At 58.0% G+C, this 18,671-nt stretch carries 18 protein-coding genes and 2 pseudogenes; 9 read left to right on the forward strand and 11 right to left on the reverse strand.

Going from position 1 to position 18,671, the window contains the following annotated elements; genetic code table 11:
- Positions 1-57 precede the first annotated feature (57 nt).
- From BLU15_RS15880 to BLU15_RS15930, 9 genes and pseudogenes are all read left to right on the forward strand, one after another.
- A pseudogene (locus BLU15_RS15880) lies at positions 58-705 on the forward strand (magnesium chelatase domain-containing protein); the annotation flags it as partial.
- A gap of 94 nt (positions 706-799) precedes the next feature.
- Positions 800-1,567, forward strand: coding sequence for a TIGR04255 family protein (locus BLU15_RS15885; RefSeq protein WP_090296335.1), 768 nt, complete (start codon positions 800-802; stop codon positions 1,565-1,567).
- 498 nt (positions 1,568-2,065) lie between these two features.
- Positions 2,066-2,740: a hypothetical protein gene (locus BLU15_RS15895; RefSeq protein WP_090296340.1), complete on the forward strand. Its 675-nt coding sequence runs from the start codon at positions 2,066-2,068 to the stop codon at positions 2,738-2,740.
- A 222-nt stretch (positions 2,741-2,962) separates the two neighbouring features.
- Positions 2,963-3,952 (forward strand): DUF4062 domain-containing protein, encoded by a 990-nt coding sequence (locus BLU15_RS15900; protein WP_090296343.1) that lies wholly within the window; start codon positions 2,963-2,965, stop codon positions 3,950-3,952.
- 82 nt (positions 3,953-4,034) lie between these two features.
- Positions 4,035-5,081, forward strand: a complete 1,047-nt coding sequence (locus tag BLU15_RS38945; RefSeq protein ID WP_143034217.1) for an HNH endonuclease — start codon at positions 4,035-4,037, stop codon at positions 5,079-5,081.
- 65 nt (positions 5,082-5,146) lie between these two features.
- Entirely contained in the window at positions 5,147-6,070 is a 924-nt protein-coding gene (locus tag BLU15_RS15915) for an Ntn hydrolase family protein (RefSeq protein WP_090296351.1), read from the forward strand.
- Positions 6,071-6,161: 91 nt separating this feature from the next.
- Positions 6,162-6,353, forward strand: coding sequence for a hypothetical protein (locus tag BLU15_RS15920; RefSeq protein ID WP_090296354.1), 192 nt, complete (start codon positions 6,162-6,164; stop codon positions 6,351-6,353).
- A gap of 4 nt (positions 6,354-6,357) precedes the next feature.
- Complete coding sequence (locus tag BLU15_RS15925) at positions 6,358-6,978, forward strand: hypothetical protein (protein ID WP_090296356.1); 621 nt, start codon at positions 6,358-6,360, stop codon at positions 6,976-6,978.
- 21 nt (positions 6,979-6,999) lie between these two features.
- The gene (locus BLU15_RS15930) at positions 7,000-7,332 is read left to right on the forward strand and encodes a DUF2293 domain-containing protein (RefSeq protein ID WP_090296359.1); all 333 of its coding nucleotides are present in this window, start codon (positions 7,000-7,002) and stop codon (positions 7,330-7,332) included.
- Here the strand turns inward: BLU15_RS15930 and BLU15_RS15935 are convergent.
- The 11 genes and pseudogenes from BLU15_RS15935 to BLU15_RS15985 form a co-directional block, all read right to left on the reverse strand.
- On the reverse strand, positions 7,309-7,914 hold the full coding sequence (locus tag BLU15_RS15935) for a hypothetical protein (protein ID WP_143034218.1): 606 nt from the start codon (positions 7,912-7,914) through the stop codon (positions 7,309-7,311). The two genes, BLU15_RS15930 and BLU15_RS15935, sit on opposite strands and share 24 nt — an antisense overlap.
- Positions 7,915-8,064: 150 nt before the next feature.
- On the reverse strand, positions 8,065-8,700 hold the full coding sequence (locus tag BLU15_RS15940; RefSeq protein ID WP_090296364.1) for a recombinase family protein: 636 nt from the start codon (positions 8,698-8,700) through the stop codon (positions 8,065-8,067).
- Positions 8,701-8,834: 134 nt separating this feature from the next.
- Positions 8,835-9,206 carry a MarR family winged helix-turn-helix transcriptional regulator gene (locus tag BLU15_RS15945; protein ID WP_090296366.1) on the reverse strand — a complete coding sequence of 124 codons (372 nt, stop codon included), beginning with the start codon at positions 9,204-9,206 and terminating at the stop codon, positions 8,835-8,837.
- A 256-nt stretch (positions 9,207-9,462) separates the two neighbouring features.
- Positions 9,463-9,879, reverse strand: a complete 417-nt coding sequence (locus tag BLU15_RS15950; RefSeq protein ID WP_090296369.1) for a hypothetical protein — start codon at positions 9,877-9,879, stop codon at positions 9,463-9,465.
- Between the two features lie 80 nt (positions 9,880-9,959).
- On the reverse strand, positions 9,960-13,802 hold the full coding sequence (locus BLU15_RS15955) for a transglycosylase SLT domain-containing protein (RefSeq protein ID WP_090296371.1): 3,843 nt from the start codon (positions 13,800-13,802) through the stop codon (positions 9,960-9,962).
- A 10-nt stretch (positions 13,803-13,812) separates the two neighbouring features.
- Positions 13,813-15,870: a hypothetical protein gene (locus BLU15_RS15960; protein WP_143034219.1), complete on the reverse strand. Its 2,058-nt coding sequence runs from the start codon at positions 15,868-15,870 to the stop codon at positions 13,813-13,815.
- An 18-nt stretch (positions 15,871-15,888) separates the two neighbouring features.
- Complete coding sequence (locus BLU15_RS15965) at positions 15,889-16,209, reverse strand: BRO-N domain-containing protein (protein WP_090296376.1); 321 nt, start codon at positions 16,207-16,209, stop codon at positions 15,889-15,891.
- 73 nt (positions 16,210-16,282) lie between these two features.
- On the reverse strand, positions 16,283-16,831 hold the full coding sequence (locus tag BLU15_RS15970) for a virion core protein, T7 gp14 family (protein ID WP_090296379.1): 549 nt from the start codon (positions 16,829-16,831) through the stop codon (positions 16,283-16,285).
- Positions 16,831-17,217: a BRO-N domain-containing protein gene (locus tag BLU15_RS15975; protein WP_090296382.1), complete on the reverse strand. Its 387-nt coding sequence runs from the start codon at positions 17,215-17,217 to the stop codon at positions 16,831-16,833. The genes BLU15_RS15970 and BLU15_RS15975 overlap by 1 nt, the downstream gene beginning before the upstream one ends.
- Before the next feature lie 830 nt (positions 17,218-18,047).
- A pseudogene (locus BLU15_RS40845) lies at positions 18,048-18,305 on the reverse strand (Rha family transcriptional regulator); the annotation flags it as partial.
- Positions 18,306-18,338: 33 nt separating this feature from the next.
- On the reverse strand, positions 18,339-18,671 hold a 333-nt coding region (locus tag BLU15_RS15985; protein ID WP_143034220.1), incomplete at its 5' end, for an integrase core domain-containing protein.

Raw genomic sequence — 18,671 nt, forward strand, 5'->3', positions numbered from 1 at the left:
GCAACCCTGGGCGGTTGTGGCGCCCGATAACTGGGCTGCCTGGGCGAGGGGGCAAGCATGGTCGCGCGCGTCAGCACGGTCGCATTTCAGGGTATCGAGGGTCTGCCTGTCGATGTGCAGGTGATGGTCGCGCCGGGCAAGGTCGGCATGCAGATCGTCGGCCTGCCGGACAAGGCCGTCGCCGAAAGCCGCGAGCGGGTGCAGGCCGCCCTTCATGCTTCAGGTCTGGCGCTGCCGGCCAAGCGCGTGACCGTCAATCTTGCGCCCGCTGACCTTCCCAAGGAAGGCAGCCACTTCGACCTGGCGATCGCACTCGGCCTGATGGCAGCCCTCGGCGCCATTCCCGGCGATGCGTTGGCGCCTTATGTGGTGATCGGTGAGCTCAATCTCGATGGCACCATTGCTGCCGTTGCCGGCGCGCTTCCCGCCGCGATCGGTGCCAATGCGCTCGGCAAGGGGCTGATCTGCCCGGCCGAAAGCGGACCCGAGGCGGCCTGGGCCGGGGCCGAGATCGACATTCTGGCGCCCCGCAGCCTGATCGCAATCGCCAACCATTTCCGCGGTACGCAGGTGCTTTCGCGACCCGAGGCCGCGATCCGCTCAGGCGCATCTAACCTGCCCGATCTCGCCGATATCAAGGGTCAGGAAAGCGCCAAGCGGGCGCTCGAAGTGGCGGCCGCCGGCAACCACAATCTGCTCATGGTATGAGCGTAAGACCTTCATTCTGATTTACGAAATGCTAGACGTTGACTCGCATTATCGAGTAGGGTGATTCGAGGATGAGAGCTCGCGGAACGTGATGAAATTTCCAGTTACACCGCGTGTAGAATACGCACAGAACCCTCTGGCAGAGGTGATCTGCCAACTTCGTTTCCCGCGTCAGTTCGCGATCGAGGGCGAGCTTCCCGTCGCTTTGCAAAAGCGTGTGGCGAATGAGTTCCCACTCATAGAGAAGCGTTTCAACTTCGAAGTGGCTCTCTCGGACAACGAGGAACTCTCTCGCCCGAGGCGGAGAACCACGTACGACTTCTCGTCCCGGAAACGCGATCTAACCATTTCGTTAGGCGCTGAGTTTGTCGCTATCACATCCCGTGAGTACCGAAACTGGGCCGCATTTTCGCAGACCATTCATTCTGCGTGGGAGGCCGTGCGATCTATTTACGGCGTGAGCCTAATCACACGTGTTGGTCTTCGGTACAGAAACATAATCGATCGAGAGCCGCTTCAGTTGGCGGATGTTCCATGGAGTGAACTCGTTAGGTCGGAACTCCTAGGCTTTCTCGCATCAGACTTGGACGGTGCCACGCTTGCGACCGAAGCCAGCACGTCCCACTTGTTTAGGGTTGATAGAGGCTATCTGGCGCTAAACAGTAGTCTCGTTCATTCGGATGACAAGAGCAAATCGGCCCTACTTATCGACAGTGATTTTTATCGGGAAGATACAATAGACGGCGATCAAAATGTCTACATGGATATCCTCAACGAGTACAACATCGAGGCCGGACGACTATTCCGTTGGGCTATCAAAGACCGACTCAGGGATCGACTCTTGGCACCCACAAACTAGACTCATTGATCGGGGGGAGAGGTGCGTTCACTACCGGCTCGATCAGGATGAGGATAGTGGGTATTGGGTTGTCCGTGCTGTCCCTAATCGTCACACATTCATTTTCGATTGGTTCGAAGACGGCGGTGAAGCGACGCACAATCGTTCCGTGGCTCGAATCGACATGGAGGACGTTTTTCGGGCAACAGCGCCGGCAGATATCACTTGGGCGACCAAGGCCCTTGAGCTTCAGGAGAAGCCGACCCACTCAGAATTGGTGGGTGTGGTGAGTGGCATTTCAAAGCTAATCGCTGAGCGTAATATTGCCATCCTGGGCGCGACGTTGGACGACTTGGTCAGAGACCCCAGACTTAGGCTGGACGTGATGGTTGCCGCTCTTCGGGGAAGTTTCCCTGCTCGATCTCAGATCGTACAATGGAAGGAGCTAGTCAATTTGGCCCGCCAGCGCGTCGTCAAGCTTGGTAGAAACCCGGATAGTTTGCTTCGCGGACTTGGTTGATGGCGCTGAACGCAGGGCAATTTGAGAACGTGAATGGGGTCGGGCTTGCCATCGGGCGTACTGGTCCGGCTCAAAATCATGTAGGTATTCTTTATCACACCGATACCGAGCCACGGTTACTTCATCTCAGGTGGCATTATCTTCTTTCAGACGACAGCCCCTATGATCAGCCTTGGAAGGAATTCTTGTGGGCCGATCTGAATCTCGAAGATGAGGAAAATCGCGCGGTGTTGTCCGCATTCATCGCGACGGTATGGATGAACCACAACGGTGACATCCCATACGGCTTTTCCTTTGACGGCTCTGCCTTCAATGCGGATGGCACATTCGTCTCCCCACCGGTAGGGCAAGGGCTAACCTGCGCTACCTTTATTGTCCATGTGCTATCCGCTGCCGGCTTTAGCCTACTCGACATCACGACCTGGCAAGATCGCGAAGGGGACGAGGAATGGCGGGCTAAAATCATCGGCTGGTTGGAGCAAGGTGACAAGGTGCCCAAGGCGCATCTCGACGCCCTTCGCCAAGATGACAGTGCTATCAGAATAAGACCCGAAGATGTTATGGCGGCTGGAATCGCAAGTCCTTGGCCGGTGAGTTTTGGTGACGCGAGTGCTATCGCCGGAGAGCTGTTAGCTGAGTTGTATGAAAAGGTACCGTTCGTGGAAGCCCATTAAGCCAGCCGCATGCTTGCCTGCCTCATTCCAGCGCTTCGAACGCTTGTTCGGCGTCTCTGCCGCGCGGCGGCCTTTCTACTGCCCCCAGATTTGTATCGAGCAGAAAACAACTGCCGTCTGTCACTGAAGTGAACGCGCCGGTGAAACATTCTATTGCCATCGGCCCACTTCCTGCTTCAGTCGTAGAAGTTGTAGAGAATCAGTATCTGGGGAGAGTCCCAAATGGAAAAGCGATACCAAGTCTTTGTGAGTTCGACCTTCGTTGACCTTCAGGAGGCTAGGGGAAAGGTCATCCAAACACTTATGGAAATGGACTGCATTCCGGCTGGTATGGAGCTGTTCCCCGCCATGGATGAAGAGCAGATGCAGTTCATCAAACGCATCATCGATGACTGCGATTACTATCTGCTAATCCTTGGTGGGCGGTACGGTTCTGTCTCAGCAGAGGGTATCAGCTACACTGAGATGGAATATGAGTACGCAATCGCGAAAGGGCTGAAGGTCCTGGCGTTTGTTCACGAGAAGCCTGAGGAGATACCCGCCAAGTTCACCGATAGCGACCCGGCGCTGAAGGCGAAACTTGACGCGTTTCGCGAAAAAGTTCGGACAGGTCGCTTAGTCCGTAGTTGGAATGACCTCAAGGAACTCCCCGGCCTAGTCTCGCTAAGTCTGAACAAGACGATCAAAACCTACCCGGCGATTGGTTGGGTGCGCGCCAATCAGGTCAACTCTGAAGCGGTGCGGGAGCAAAATGAGTTGCTCAAGGAACTAGAGGCTCTTCGGAAGGAGCTTCAACAGTATACACCTACCGCGATCCCGAAGGTGGACAACCTGGCTGGTCTCGAAGAGCAGTATCCAGTCCGCTTAACGGACTATGGTGCAATGGGCGAAGAGACCTACCGGCAAGCACTAACGTGGCGTCAGATTTTCGTACAGATTGCGCCTGACCTTCAGGTGCCGCAGCATGACGCATCAATGAGGCACATGATGGGACAAGCGTTGTTATCCTCTATAGGCGTCGATGCTTACAATGGGGCTGTCGAGAATGAGGACTACAAGACGATCAGAACCCAGTTCGCCGCTCTGGGTCTCATTCGATTGGTGGTAAATGGTGAAGGGAATGACCGAACTTTATTCTGGGAACTGACGCCGGAGGGCGCGGCCCTGATGCTACGAGAAAGGACCGTAAAGTCCTCAGGAGCTGCTGATTGAGGGAGTGCCTGCAACGATATTAGCGGCGCCCGTGCGGAACCCAAAGCTCTCATTATCAAATTCGCCAACCAAATTAAGTCCCATGCTCACAACGATATTCGATGCTGACGGCAACTCGCTCGACGCCAAGGTCGAGGTCGAAGACTTCGCTATCACAGTCCATAGTCGCGGTGGTGCATTCGGCAAGCCCAACCTTCGAAACCCTGACTACAGACGTGCAGTGCGGACGATTCTTGAGCGCCTTGCAGCTGGCCGGGCGAAACTTTCCGGAGTTTGGCTCGACAGCGCTGTTGCTAAGCACTGGCCGGAACTCGATCGACAACTGCTGGATGAGGCGGAACTCACGCTTCCGGTTGACGAACTCGTTACCCTGATCGGCCAGCGCGGAGCGGCGAAAGGTCGTCCGATTGGGAAGAACGGACATGGCAACAGCACCAAGCGCGTTCGAATTGGTGTATCCGGGGCATTGTCAGGAGAGTTGTTGAGGCTGCTCAATCCCGGTGTTCGTACTCGTCAAGCACGCCTCCCTGCGGAGACATTAAGGCGGGTCGAGCCTTGGATGATCGACGAGGCGATTGAGGCATTCAAGGCGGGCAGGCGACACGGCTTTCAAGATTCAACCGACTACGACGTCCTTTTGCCGACGGGAGAGCGCCTCCCACCAAAGGCAGTTTTCGGCATCGCTCTAATGGAGGTGATCGGTCGCCCCGCTGTGCCGGGCGATTTTTCGGGGGGAGTAGGCACGCCGTGCTTCGAGAGCATCGAAGATGCGGGTTACCCAATCATCCCCAAGGAAGAAGAAGTATCATCGCCACAATCCGAATTTGATGATGAGCGGACTTGGGCAGAGGGTACTTTGGTCCGCGTCCAGCACCTCCGTCGTGAGCGTGCGCCGGGGCTTGCAGGAATGAAGAAGCGACGCTTCATGGAGCAGCACGGACACCTGTTCTGCGAGCGCTGCGGCTTAATTCCCTCGAAAAGCCTTGGGCCTTTTGGTGACGCTTGTATCGAAGTTCACCACAACACGGTTGCAGTGTCCAAGATGGAAGGCAAGACGCGCACCCGCCTCGCCGACTTGAAGTGCCTTTGTGCGAACTGCCATCGCATCGTCCATCGCGAGATTATGTAAGTTTCCGTTCGGGCCCTTCCCGAAAGCACCTTACGGGCGGCCACCAACCATTCGAAGGAAGTACCTTGACGCTAGTGCTTTCTGTGCAGACTAAAGGCTCAATTTGGATGGTGGCGGACCGGCGTCTGACCATCAACAATAAAGTTATGAAGGAAGACGCGCGGAAGATAGTCAAGCTTAGGACGACTGATGGGGTAGCTATGATTGGCTATGCTGGGCTTGGTGCAACGCGATCAGGCACTGAGCCATCTACATGGATTGCGAATGTGCTCCGAGGACGAAATCTTTTGCTCCAGCCCGCCCTCAATATTCTTGCAGACGCGCTGAAACGGGAGTTCCCGCCCCAATTGCGAGGCATCGAAGACTTTGCGCACGTGATGGTGGTGCCGGCAATAGTCGAAGGACGGCAGCGCCTGTACTCGATTGACTTGGTCAAGCAAACGGGACGGACATTCTATCGCTACTCCCGGCACATCACCCGTGAGCCCATGACCTCCAGGTCCCCCACTTATGCCATCTTTATCGCCGGAAGCGGCGCCCACCTATTGATGCGAAAAGAAAGCTGGAAGCGACCGCTGCTTCGGCTCGTCAAGGCGTACAACAAGGGTCGTGTGTGTCCAAAAGTAATCGCTGATCACTTGGCTGCAATCTGTTATGGGGTACACAAGGGAATGATGCAGAAAGGGGATCGTACGGTCGGCCCTAAAAGCATCGTTGCGTGGAGTGACGCTTCGCTCGGTGGCGGTCAACTCACGTATAATGGGGAGCAGGAGGAGGCGAGCGCGAGTACCGTTCCTGTCATCGATAAGGGAATGGATGTTCAGGCCGTTGGCACCGCCCTTATGCAGCCTTTGATGGAACATGCTATGGGCATGATGAGGGCCCTAGAACAGGGGGTGCCCATTGAGCAAATTCAGCCCCCGTCGGAGGCCGCACTGAAAGGTGCGTTGGATAAGCTCCCCTCTGAGCCGGATGAAAAGCTACGCTGACGGGCAGTCACGTACGTTCAGACCGGCGCGCACCCACTTGCGAATCGCGACGAGTTGCCGTGTTCTCGTTCTGTATTTAATGGGAGCTGACATGATCGAGCGTCATCTGCAAGCGATTGCCCGCAACGAAGAAGATATACGGGACATGGAATCGGATGCGCTGCGCCATTACGGCACTGGGCCTGATGGAAGAGTCACGCAAGACAGGACAGCGCACATGCTCAACGTGGCGCGGGAATCGACGCAAATGCACGGGCGGTGCTTGGCGCTAGGGCGGGAGTAGTCTCTTGGACCCCTACAGCAAACTCGATGACGAGACCTTGTGTTTCACCCTCATCGGGCAGTTCATGTATCACTGGTCGATCCTCGAAAACGCTGTCGATCAGGCGCTGGGCAACGCCCTGAACCTCAGTTACATGCAGATGACGGTCTTGTCGGACCACATCAAGTTCGTGGAGAAACTTAGAATCCTGACGGGTGCAATTACTCTTGCGACGTTCGACGTTGCCCAGAGGAAGAGTTTTCATGCGACCATCGACAGCCTCCTCCCTCTTTACCGCGACCGCAACATAGTGGCCCATCATCAGTTCGGCCCGCTTCCAGGCAAACGAGGCGTGACCTTTTTCACGCGGCAGACCAAGAAGACTATCAAACTAAATGAGGAGTTCTGGTCAGAAGGGGAGTGTATCGCCCGCTTCGAAACGCTCAATAAGGCAGCGGAAGCTATCCATGACCTCTCGAAGAACTTGGAGAAAGAGAAGGCAAGTTTGGCTAGCCTCTTCGTTCTGAACCATTCCTATGGTGCTAAGCGCGAACTGAACGAGGAACGAGGCTCGTGGCTAAACATGCTTCGGGGGCATGGCTGGCCGGAGGAAGGAGACGAACACTCCAACGACACGGAACGCTGATTTTGACGGGAGCAGTACTGTATGCCACGCACGCCCCGTAAGGAACGTATCTCGCGTTATTCCCATGCGGTCGTCTGCCAGCACGTCCGCAAGAAGCACCCCGGCTGCCCTGATTTCGCAGTCGAGCGTATTGCTGCTGAGATTGCAGGCAGAGAGTGGAAAGGGGCCACGCTCGGCAGGGCCGTGGGGATTGTCATGCAAAGCACCCTTCGGCACCTCATGACCGAGTATGAGACCCTCCTTTTGCATGGTATCGACAGAGAAGACGCCAGACGGCGCGTCCAACCGAAGATCGAGGCCATGCTTGCGGTCTGGAAGAGACCACCGGTCTCAGCCGGCGTTGTCAGCAGGTGAGGGCTGATGCGGATTTATGGACTGGCTAGAAAGGCCCAGTCCTCTAGCCTTCGCGGTCGCCTCAAGTGCGTTAGCGTAGGCGATCACGTCTTGGTATCGCTGATAGCCAAAATACCATCGGAAAGCGCCCAGCGTGAGAAACAGGAACCCTAGCGCCGCTAGACAGAGGAAGCTCGTGTGCCTCCCTTCCATCGCTTCTTCGGACAACTTCAATTCAACGCCAAGCATCAACACCTCCTCGTTCAGGTCGCGAAGTTGTGCTGCCTGAGGATGCTCCACAGGCAAAGACCTTATGAGATCGCGATACTCTTCGTATCGCAGATAAGGACTTTCATTGATGCGATCTGGAAGCGGCTTTGGCTTCAGGCCAGTGTCCTCTAAGCGGCTTTGCAATTGAACCTGCCGCGCATACGCGTAAGGGCCAGTATCGCGGAAATCCCGGTTCACCCCGCTGTAGAGGATATAGAATGCGGCAAGCATTAACGCCATGCCGGCAAATGTCATGAGCTTGTATAAATTGTCGGTCGGTAGTGTTGGAAGGTTCCACATTCCCTTTGATACGCCGATTCTGGAGGCTTCCAAAGGGCCTGTCTTGGGAAGTGTGAACCTACACATCCTCCTTGCTATCGCTGTCCCCAGGCAATTTTAGCGGGCAGCGTCGATGTGTGCCGAAAATAACATAATCAAGGTAAGACAAACGGACGCCCCAAAATCCTTGAAGGTCAGCCGGCCCTATAGTGACCAGACAGCCAGTGCCTTCTCTGCCGCTGCGGGGTCTTCCTTGATCCTGTAGACCGTTTGGCGGGTGAGGCCCGATGCCTGGGCGATCTCTGACACGCTGCCGTTCTTGGTGAGAAGATCGGCCACAGTGACGTACTGCTCTCGGGTGTAGCTCGGCTTACGACCCTTATAGCTATCGTCGCCCTTGTCTCTCGCGTTGGCGATGCCGGCCTTCTGCGCGTCTTTCGTGGCCTCTGCTTGGGCCTGCGCGGTGCCAGCCATGAAGGCAATCATCGCGTCTCTGACGGCCATCTGGATGGGGTCAGTCGTCGCCCCGTCGAACGTCATGGAGTTGATCACGGTCGTGATCACGACGCCCCGGCGCATGAACTCTCGGATGGTGTCGGTCACGTCAGCGTAGTTTCTGCCCAGTCGATCGACCCAGCGGACCACGAGAGTGTCACCGGCTCGCAGCATATCGAAGAGGCGCTTGCCCTCCGGGCGGTCCTTCATCAGGACAGACACGCCCGATACGCCACGGTCAGCAATGACGTGATCGAAGGTAAAGCCGGCCTTCTCAGCCTGAGACTGCTGATGGTCGAGGGTCTGTTCCGAGGTCGAGACGCGAGCGTAAAGGAAGGTTGCCATGGTTTACTCCACATGTCCGTTGGGCTTCTGTCCGAATGGATATGTGTACGAAATAACGATGTCAACCCTAACGGACATATTTTATGACCATGTCAGAGCGTCCGCTGAGGTATACCCTTGCGGACAGTGGGCGGTCACGCCGCACGTGCGATTATCGACAGCACGCGGTTGACCATTTCCTGGCCTGCCGGGGTCAGGTGGAGGGTGAACTGCCGCGCGTCCAAGGGGTCACGCCTTTGCTCGATGAGGCCAAGCCCTGGTTCTCCGTGACGGTTCGTCTCCCCAAGGGCCATGACGTTGCGGGAGATTGACGGCTGGCTGAGGTCCAAGAGGGTCAGCAATTCGCGCTGATATAGCCCCGGCCTCATCGCAATAACGAAGAACACGGAGACCGTCTGCATTGGCATGTCGTGTTGTAGCTCGCGGAATGTTTCGAAGAGTTGGAGGGCACTGAAGATGCCGCGCCTTGCCGTCTCTGCACTGGCGAGTGAGGTTGTCATGGCCATCGTCGTGAGCTTCCTAGCGATGCAAAGCGGTATAGATTGAGGCGGTCAACGGCATGGCCGAATGACGGCTACCCATTGATTTGGCAATGGAATCGTAGCTAGCGCGGGACTCGGTTGCAAGGCGGGACCGAATCAACCGCCTCAACCGCGCTCACGCTCAGGTCACCTGAGAGCCACATTGCAGGGGGAGAGGGGGGATTGCGGGAAGCCTTATATTTGATCTGGGGTCTCAGGATTTTGCGCTGGAAATTTCGACCTATATTCCCGCGTATCTGCCCATGTAGGTGCTGTCCACGCTACCCGCTCTAACAGCAAGGCTCGTGTAGCTGTCGGTCCCGGCCAGAAAGAGAAGCCATTGAGCATATTCCTCCCGCTGATGCTCATGGAGGAGTTCGAACACTCGTTTGATCTGGGCGCTACGATCACCGACTAGTGCCTTGATCGTTGGGTAATTGGCCCTGTTACGCGCCTTGGTGGGTGCGGGATCGGCAGCGTAACGGGCACATCCCGCCGCAATGGTTCTCGCCCGAAAATCCTCATCGGTACGGTATCGCTGACGGGCGCGCGCTCTCGCCTTGTCTTTGTACTTATGGCTGTTCAGCCGATTGTATTCGCGCATGTACCGCCGTCTGGCCTCGGCGGCTTCCTCAGCGCTGGCATATTTGTAGCCCATTTTGGTCTCTACGGATTGAGTTCGATCGTGATGAGGCGGCAAACCCCTAAGCATGCCGCCCCTGATTTTGAGTGCCTTGGTCAGTCGCTAGGGAACTCCCTTTGCGGGAGGCCCGAGGTCAGCCAGTTGAAGAACCACTGAGCGCCGATGACGCGCTGGGCCGGTAGGGTTTGGAACAGCTTCCGGGCATCCTGCTGTGAGTAGTCGTCACCGAGGGCAGCGGTCGCTAAACCTTGAACGCCCTGATACGCGGTGGTTGCGAGGTCACCTGTAGGGTTTCCGAAGAGGCTCATGATGTCGGACTTCAGGCCGCTCGAACGGAAGTCGAAGAGCGTATCGCCCGTCAACATTGACGAGACGACGTCCACCGGGATCGGCAGCAACGACGATTCAGAAGACCGCTGGAAGCCAGCCAGGGCGAGGTTCTCAAGCGACAGCCTGTCCTTCAGCTTCTCTTCCCGCCTTGCGTCGCCGAGTAGATTGAGATGCGTCTGGCCCACATAGACCAGAGAGCCGAGGAAGGTTGCTGCCATGAAGCCTAGTCCCGCTTCGACATCGCGCATGTTCATGCCCTGCATCAGCGCTCTCGTCCAAGCGCCCACGGCGAACGACCGGAACTGCAGAACAGTATTCCCGAAAGGATGGCTCATCCACTTCGCGAACTGGCCGATATCGTTCTCAAGGATCATCGACCGAGACGCACGATACATGGCGGTCTCGAAGGCTGCCACGACCCTACCGTCCCAGCTCTTGGTTCCCAGCGCTTCCAGCTTCGAACCGCTCTGCACACCGCCCTTGAAGGTGGCGTGCTTGCGGATGTTATCGAAGATGAGATCGACATCGGCCTGATCGAGCCCGAGGAGCTTCATGCGGTCCATGCTGACCTTGTCACCGAACTTCGCCATGTTGACGAACTTCACGGCGAACGCACGGGAGGCCCAGCGCTGGAACACAGCGTTGACCGGGGCCATGCCCGAGGCAAGCGTGATGCCGCGATTGAGCTTGTGTAGCTTCGGCTCGGCAGCTTCCATCATGCTGGACAGCTTCGTGGCCGACGAGAGCGTCATCGGGGTGCCGTAGTCGTCGGTGTGAACGTGGAACCGAGAGGTCACGTAGTCGGTACCGAAGGCCCCGATAGCGTCCAGCTCATCAGCCAGGGCGTCATCCATGTTGCCCGAGCGGGCGGCTTGAAGCATCTGACGGAAGGATGGCATGCCGGCATAGAACGCCTTGATGCCGCTCTGAGAGGCAACACGACCGATTTCAGGGACCTGCGAGAAGCCTACCTGACCCATCAGGCGCGCGAAGTTGAAGTCCCGCGTCATCCGCAGGAACCGCGCCCAATCGCTGGTCTGGTTATAGTTCGGGATACCGGAGATGGCGTTGTAGGCGAACGTCATGTTCTCGACATCGGTGGCGTTGCTGACCACCGCGCCGGCCTTTCCTTCCTCGTTACCTACGCCCTTCATCTTCTCGATAAGGGTGTTGAAGTCGCTCTGATTGCGGATGCCATCGACGAGCCACTCATTCGGGTTCTCGGGGTGCGGAACCTTGACGCGGGCAAGCGCCACCTGACCGGACATTGACCGGTTATACATGTGCATCAGGAGGTTCGCGTCGTTGACGTAGAAGTCCTTGATCGACACCTCCTGAGCGAGGCCGTCGCGGTCGCGGAGAACCATCGAATAGTTCTCATCGAGCATGACACGGTGCTTCAGCCGAGCCGAGCCGCCCGCTTCAGCATCCTTCTTGCCAGACTTGGTGAGGACACCGATGGCCTCTTCGATCTCCTCTTCGGAGAACATCGAGCTGTCGGAGAGGAAGCGCCTGAAGTCGTCCATGTCTTCGCCAGCGAGGGCACGGGCAGCGCCGACTTCCTGACCGACCGAGAGCTTGTTCATTCGGTCGATCATCGCGTAGCCCATCTTGCGGGCCAGCTTGTCGTCGATGTCGGGCTGAGCCTGCTTGATCGAGTTGGTGAAGAGAACCGTCAGGCCGTCTCGGGTGTCGTTCCCGGTGCGGTCATAGCTGAACCGATGGACGTTCTCACGGGCACGCTCAAGGTGCGGTACGCGGGGCACGTAGCCGTCCACGCCCATTTCACTGCGGGTGATGCCTTCTTCGCTGGCCTTCTTCCACCAGTCGCGCATGATCGTGTTGAACTCGGCACCGGCTGCCTTGACCTCAGGGTCGAAGCCGTCCTTGTCGATGCCCTTGGCGCGCTGCCATGCGGTGACCTGCTCGGAGAACTTTCGCTGCTCCTCCGATGCCTGCCAGAGGCTGATGCCCTTACGCTTGCGGTATGCATCCCACTGCTGGCCGAAGGTGCGGGACCACTTGTAGGTAGCGACCTTCTGAAGGCGGCGCTGGGTCTCGGAAGCCGAGATCACGGTCACCTTGCCCTTGCGGTTGCCGGCAGCGTTCTCGACGAGGTAGTTGCCGAGAGACCGGACCATCGGGTTCCCAGACTTCATGAACTGAGCTGAGAGGTCGAAGCGGGCGCGGCCAAAGACCAGCTCGAAGTTCCTATCGACCTTCTTCCAGAAGCGGTGATTGTCCACGTCATCGGTTCGATAGGTCGCCTCACGGGCCACCGCAGCGGCACCGCCAGCACCCACGTTCGGGGCCACAGCGTCCACCGCTTGGGTCTGCATCTGACGACCGATCACGTCCATCTGGTGGTTCTCTTTCGCCAGCATCGGGCTCGCCCTTTGAAACGAAGAGAAGGCACCACCCATGACGATGCCCGTGCCGATGGAGTACATCAGGTCGGACTTATCCATCAGCGGGTTCGTGGCCATGAGGGGAAAGTCAACGGCGAGGTTACCCGCTACGCCCTCAGCAGCGCCAAGAGCGATGCGCCCTGCCCGACCGAAGCGGGCCGCTACGGCAGCCGGAAGGCCGAGGCCACCAGTCGCCGCAGTGACGGCAGCGGTCGCAGCCCAAGCGCCGGGATCGAGCAGCGAAGCGCCCACCCGAAGGGCCACGCCCGTGCCGCCCATAGATGCCAGCTTCTGGTCAACATCGATCTGCCTCAGGATGCGGTCGCGGATGGCCTCAGCGTGTTCCATCGAAACAGCGCCGACGAACTCATCGAGCTGTTCGTTCGGGACTTCGGCAGCGATCTCCTTGAGAACCTCAGGGGTGACCCTGAAGTCTGGGTCAGGGGTCTGACGGCCGAGCGCGCGGAAGGGAGCCATGACGGACCACTGGTTTTGGATCGCGAGCTTGGCACCTTTAAGGATGCCTACCTCGGTCTCTTCAGCCTTCTTCTCGGCTTCCCTCTCGTTGGCCCGTTCCTGATGGTCGGTGAGGAACTGGTTGGTTGCGATCTCGCCTTGCGTCACCGGAGCGACTGAGGGATTGAGAGTATCGCTCACCGTGAATGAGCTGTCGGTTGAGAGGGAGTTCGAAGGAACGCCTCCCGAGACTAGTGCTGGACCCTTCACGCCATTCATCTTGGCATCCCAAAGCTGGGCGAACTCACCTGCAGTAATGCTGCCGGCCAGACCGCGCTGAGCCCGAGGAAGGTTCAACGACACGGCCTTAGCACCGACAGCATCGACGGCCCTACGGTTCGGGTCTTTGAGGATGTTGATGGCACCGCCAAGACCCTGTTGATGGGCCATGTAAAGCTCACCACGGCTGGGCGCGCGACCAAGAGCCTGTGTCAGTCCGTTCCTGTTGTCTCGAATGAGGCGAGCGCCAGCGTCAGCGTTGGCGTAGGCATCGAACTTGTTCTTTCCGTTGCCGTAGCCTGCCCACGTGCCGTCGATGAACTGGAACAGGCCACCCGCCGATGAACTCGGGTTTTTCGCCTGGGGGTTCAGACGGCTCTCGATGGTCGCGATTGCAATGGCGTCCTCAGGATCAACGCCGTAGCGCCGAGCTGCGTCTGAAATGATCGTCCTTGCATCGACCATTCAAATCTCCTTAGCCGCCCCTTCGGAAGAGGTGACGGCCCGTTGGTTTCTGTTTCTGTTCAGCGTCCTTCTTGGACACTTCGGCTTCCGCCCGGGTGCGCTCAGCCTGTTTGGCTGCGGCCATGGAGCGGTACGTGATGACGCCATCGGGGAAGTCTCGCCCCGAGTAGGTCTTGTTGGTGGAAGGGTTCCAGATGATCCATGAACCGGTCGAGGTGCCGTCTGGCAGAAGGGAGAGGTCTCCCGCATCCGCCCCGTCGAGCTTGTCGCCATGTTTAAGGACGAACTCGTTGATCGCGGTATCGGCAAAGCCCTCGAAGTTCGGGGGCATTCGACTATCACGCTTGATGAGCGTTCCGTTGAAGTTGAAGTAGTTCTTGTCGAGGCGCTGGGCAGCACGCTCGATAGCTTCATCTTCACCGAGCCCGAGCTTCACGTAGAGCTGGGCGTAGCGGTTCAGCTCGGTCTTCACCGTGCCCTCGTTGATCGGGGCAGTGCCACCGAAGCCGAGGAAGCCGCCGACCTTCTTGTCAGCCACGAGGTCAGAAACGCGGATGTTCAGCTTCTGGAACTGGACACGCTGGGTGGCCTCATCCTTGGAAGCGCCCGGGGCATTCGCCCTCATGGCGACCGACATGGCCAGCCGCTGGTCCCAGCCAAGCTCTTCGCCCACGCGAACCATCTCGTAGAAATCCGCGGCCTTCGCATTCAAGTGCTGTTCGACGTAGACCGGGGCTTTGCCGTAGAGCGTCTTGTACTTGTCGTAGCCCTGAATGAGGACATCGGGCGGGCTGTCGAGGCTGACGTTGGGGACCGTTGCGGCTGAAGCACCGGCATCCATTACGCGGAACCACTCGGGGTGCTTCACGGCGTTTCCGGTAAACTCGGCCAGCTCGCGGGTTTCCGTCTGTTCCTTGGTCTCACCACGCTCGGCAGCGACGACCTGGCTGCGGGCCAAAGCACGCTTGACGGCCATCTCTTCAGCCTTCTCAGGCTTGATCTCTTGGGCCTCGCCACGCTCATTCGGGATGGTGACGGTACTGACGAAGCGGACTTCACCTCGCTCCCAAGAACCATCGAGTGCCTCACCGAGCTGTTCCTCAGCCTCGGCAGCGGTCTGCTTCAGGTTGATCTTCTGCTGCTCGGTGTCGATGCGGTCGAGGATTGCCGTGGCCTGCTGGCCCAGCTTGGCGTCGGTCAGGAGGCTGCCCTTGTAGGGGCCATCACTGCGCTCATGGGAGAGGATCGCCCGGGCCAGATCGAGCTTGCCCGCTGTGGCTGCCTGATTGGCCATCTGAAGGGCCATCTCCTGCTGCCGATCGAACGGAATGCGAAGCATGTCGCGGTTCGTTTGGAACTCACCGAAGATGCCTGTAGCGACATCTGCCGGTGCCTTTTTCTCAGCCAGATCGAAGTCAGCCTTAGCCGACCACTTCCCGAAGACATCGCCCTCACGCTTCTCCATCTCGTACTTGGCGCGATCATCCACGGCCTGCCCACGCAGACGGTCGGAGAGTCCATCGACCTGTTTCATATAGGCCGCCATGAAGATCGGGTCGCCCTGATAGCGCTCAAGGTCGTCCTTGATGCGCTCTTGGATGAACTGATCGACATCACCTGAGCCCTTGTCGAAGGATGTCTGATACTCCTCCATCAACCGCACCGAGCGGTCGTAAGCGAGCCGTTCACCGGCCACCTGTCGGCCAGCGACGGTCGTTAAGGCTGGTATCTTGCCGTCCCGAATGGCCTTCATGCGGGCATCAGCGGTCGGCTGAAGGGCGAGCTGTCGCCGTGCCTCAGCGAAGTCAGCGTCCTGCGGCTCGGTCTGCTCGAGGGCACGGGTATTCAGGAACGCGTTGATCTCTGGTTGGATGCCTGACAGGGCTTTAGCCAGACTTTCCCATCCGTTGGAGCCGATAGGCGCCTGCTCAGGGCGGGCGTAGGTATCCACCGGGGAAGCTGATGGGCGAAGCCCCGGAAGGCGGATGTTGGATGCGGAAGGGGTCTGGACGCGGCCCCGGTTGGCGGTGCCTTGGGAGCGCTTACGCCCCTCGTCGATTGGCGTCATGCCGGGGAGTCGAGCCATTTAGACACCCTGCGGCTGGCTGTAGCGGCTGGCGATGACAGCGTCTTTAAGCTGCCGGAAGCCGTGTTCCGTTATGAGCGCGACTGGCCCGGAAATTTCACCATGCGGGTCACTGACTTTCGACAAGCGATAGCTGATGCCGAAATGATCGAGCGCCAAACGGTAATCGCCGTCTTCGTCAAGGGGTAGCGACATGAGGGCTGCGATGTCCTTGGCGAGATGCAAAGGTTGGCCGTCGATATCAACTATTCGAAAGCGGACGACCGGCACGGCTTCGTCGTGGGAATCGATGGTCACGGTTTTGATGCGCGGAATGGTCATGAGTTCTCCTTGCAGGGCTATGTGCTAGTCCTGCGGTTGGGCTGTGGTATTGGCCGTTTTGAAAGGGGTTGGCTTAGCGGTGCGCGAGTTGCGCCGCTTTCCATTGGCGGTCTTTGTAGTCGGAGTAAGAGCTGAGCCCTGCCCCCGCGATCCTGAGACCGGCGTCGAAGAATGAAGGCTTGGCGGCCCTCTGGACCGAGTTGATGCGGTCCTCAGCGTTGGCACGAATGCCCTTCATTTCGTTGTTAAGCTGGCGCATGGACCAGTCAGTGTTCTGGTCTACGCGGTCGTTGAAGGACGCCTCACGGCCAGAGAACTCACGCATCAAGGCTTCAACCGACAGGCCGGAAACGTTGGCCTCACCGGCTGCGGCTTCGGCTGTTGCTCGGGCCTCACGGGCCTCACGCATCGTGTCGATCTTCTCCGCAGCGCCGGCTTCCTGTTCTTGGATCATCCGCTGCTGGGTATCGAACATCTGCTGGCGGGCGTTCTCATTGGCCCGCTTGGCGTTCTCTCGGTAGAGCTGGTTCGTCTGGCTGGCGGCTTCTGCATCTGCTCGATAGGCGATACCTTGCGTTGCGATGCTGAGGCCCATACCGATCACAGAAAACGGATCGCACACTAGGCTGCCTCCTTGGCGACGATAAATGACGCCTGTGCAGTGATGGAAGATAAGACAGGCCAAGCCGCTGAGACGCTGTGCAGCGCCAACCAAAGTAGCTTGTCGAGACCACTCTGGGAAATCATCAGGACGGCGGGCGACCCACGGGGGATGTCAGGCAGTTTGACCAACGCTTTCTGACTGTCGGCTACGGCCCTTACGTACTTAGCGGCACCGTGTCTCGGGTTGTAGACGCCGACTGCCTTGCAGACATCAGCGGCGACAAACCAAGGCTGGCCCTCGATGAGGGCAAAACGTATCGGCGTGGATTGGTGGCACAGGATATGGATATGATTTAACGGCAAAGGGATGCCGTGCCCGCTGTTCGCGGACGGTTCGTTGTGCATGTTCGCTCTCGAGGATTTGTGGTGGGGCTGATCAGCGTCGGGTGTGGTTGAAGGCCGGCCCCCTCGTCAGCAGAACTTGCGACAAGAGGGCCGGGGCACCACAGCCACGAGAACGAAGGACCGGCCATGAGGACCACGGTCAGTCTGCGCACTCTCAGAGGTCGAGTGTCCATAAGTGGACTGTGCGGATGATTGGCTGCGGATTTCTGGTGTCCCCTTATAGGTTCCTCTTGGGCTTCCCTGGGAATTGAGTCTTGGCGGATGAGGGTTCTTAATCACCTCCATCCATCATAAAGATAATCTGGAGAGCGAACTCTGTTTCATCATCGATCCTCTCCTCATCCTTTATTCGTAGTCTTCCCTCTCGGGGTTCTCCTTAAGTGGGGGGTAATTAAAGGTTGGTCTTCAACGCATGATGCAACCTGCGACCCTGTCGTCTGTCCTAAAGTGCGGGGTAATTGATCAGCTCTCTTTGACTCACAGGAGTCCACTGGAGAGCGTTGATGAGGAATGGCTCCTGATCTACTCGTCAGCGTAGAAAGCACGCTGAGCGGCCTGTATGGCGGAAGGGATTGCAACCAGCCCGTGATCGGGTAATGTGCTGGAGCGAGGGCCGTTGGTCCTCCCGCCCCTTCGCTCGAGGGTTAGAAATGGGGTCACGGCGAGCCGCGCCGTGGCCTTTCTTTTTGGGCATGGTAGTGCATGGTAGTGACGGATGCTCTCACCCCAATCTGACTGGGGTTGATACCAACTGGGGCATCTCGTTTACGACAATCTTGCATGTCGGCCATGTACTGGGCGAGCAGCGTCGTCACTTCAGTGGCTGTGATGGGGCATGCCTGCTGTGCTTCCAGCTCCATCCAGCGATCGATGATGCGGGAGCGGAGTTCGAGCGAATAGCCAGAGACGAGGATAAGGGTCTCGCGCTTTGGGAGCGCAAACTCCGTCTGCTGTCTGTTCCGGCCGTCACGATAGATGCGTCCAAAACTGGACGGATCGACCCGGAGATCGACCAGCATTGCGAGGATGTCGCGTCTGACATGTTGATGTTGCTTGCCCGTCAATTCCGCGATCTCACGGCTGGACATGGTGTGGAGTTGCCCCCAAAAGACCGGACATGCTCAGGTTTGAGATTGCGAGTTGATGAACTCGCGCGGTGATTGATATCCTAAAGCACTATGCGGGTGAAGATTGTTGTAATGCTCGAACCAGAACGGCAGTTGAGCGATGACTGTTTCAGCATCCGGGGTGGGGTTCACCGAGACGTAATCGCGCTTGAATGTTTTGACGAACGCCTCGGCCATGCCGTTCGACTGTGGGCTTCGCACCGGTGTCGTGCACGGTTCCATGCCGATCTCGCGGAGCAAGGATGCGGTGTCCTTGGCGATGAAGCAGGAGCCGTTGTCGGTGAGCCATTCGATGGGTTCGGACAACATATTGATGCGGCCGAAGCG

This window comes from Ensifer sp. YR511 (assembly GCF_900103045.1).
GTDB classification, from domain to species: domain Bacteria; phylum Pseudomonadota; class Alphaproteobacteria; order Rhizobiales; family Rhizobiaceae; genus Ensifer; species Ensifer adhaerens.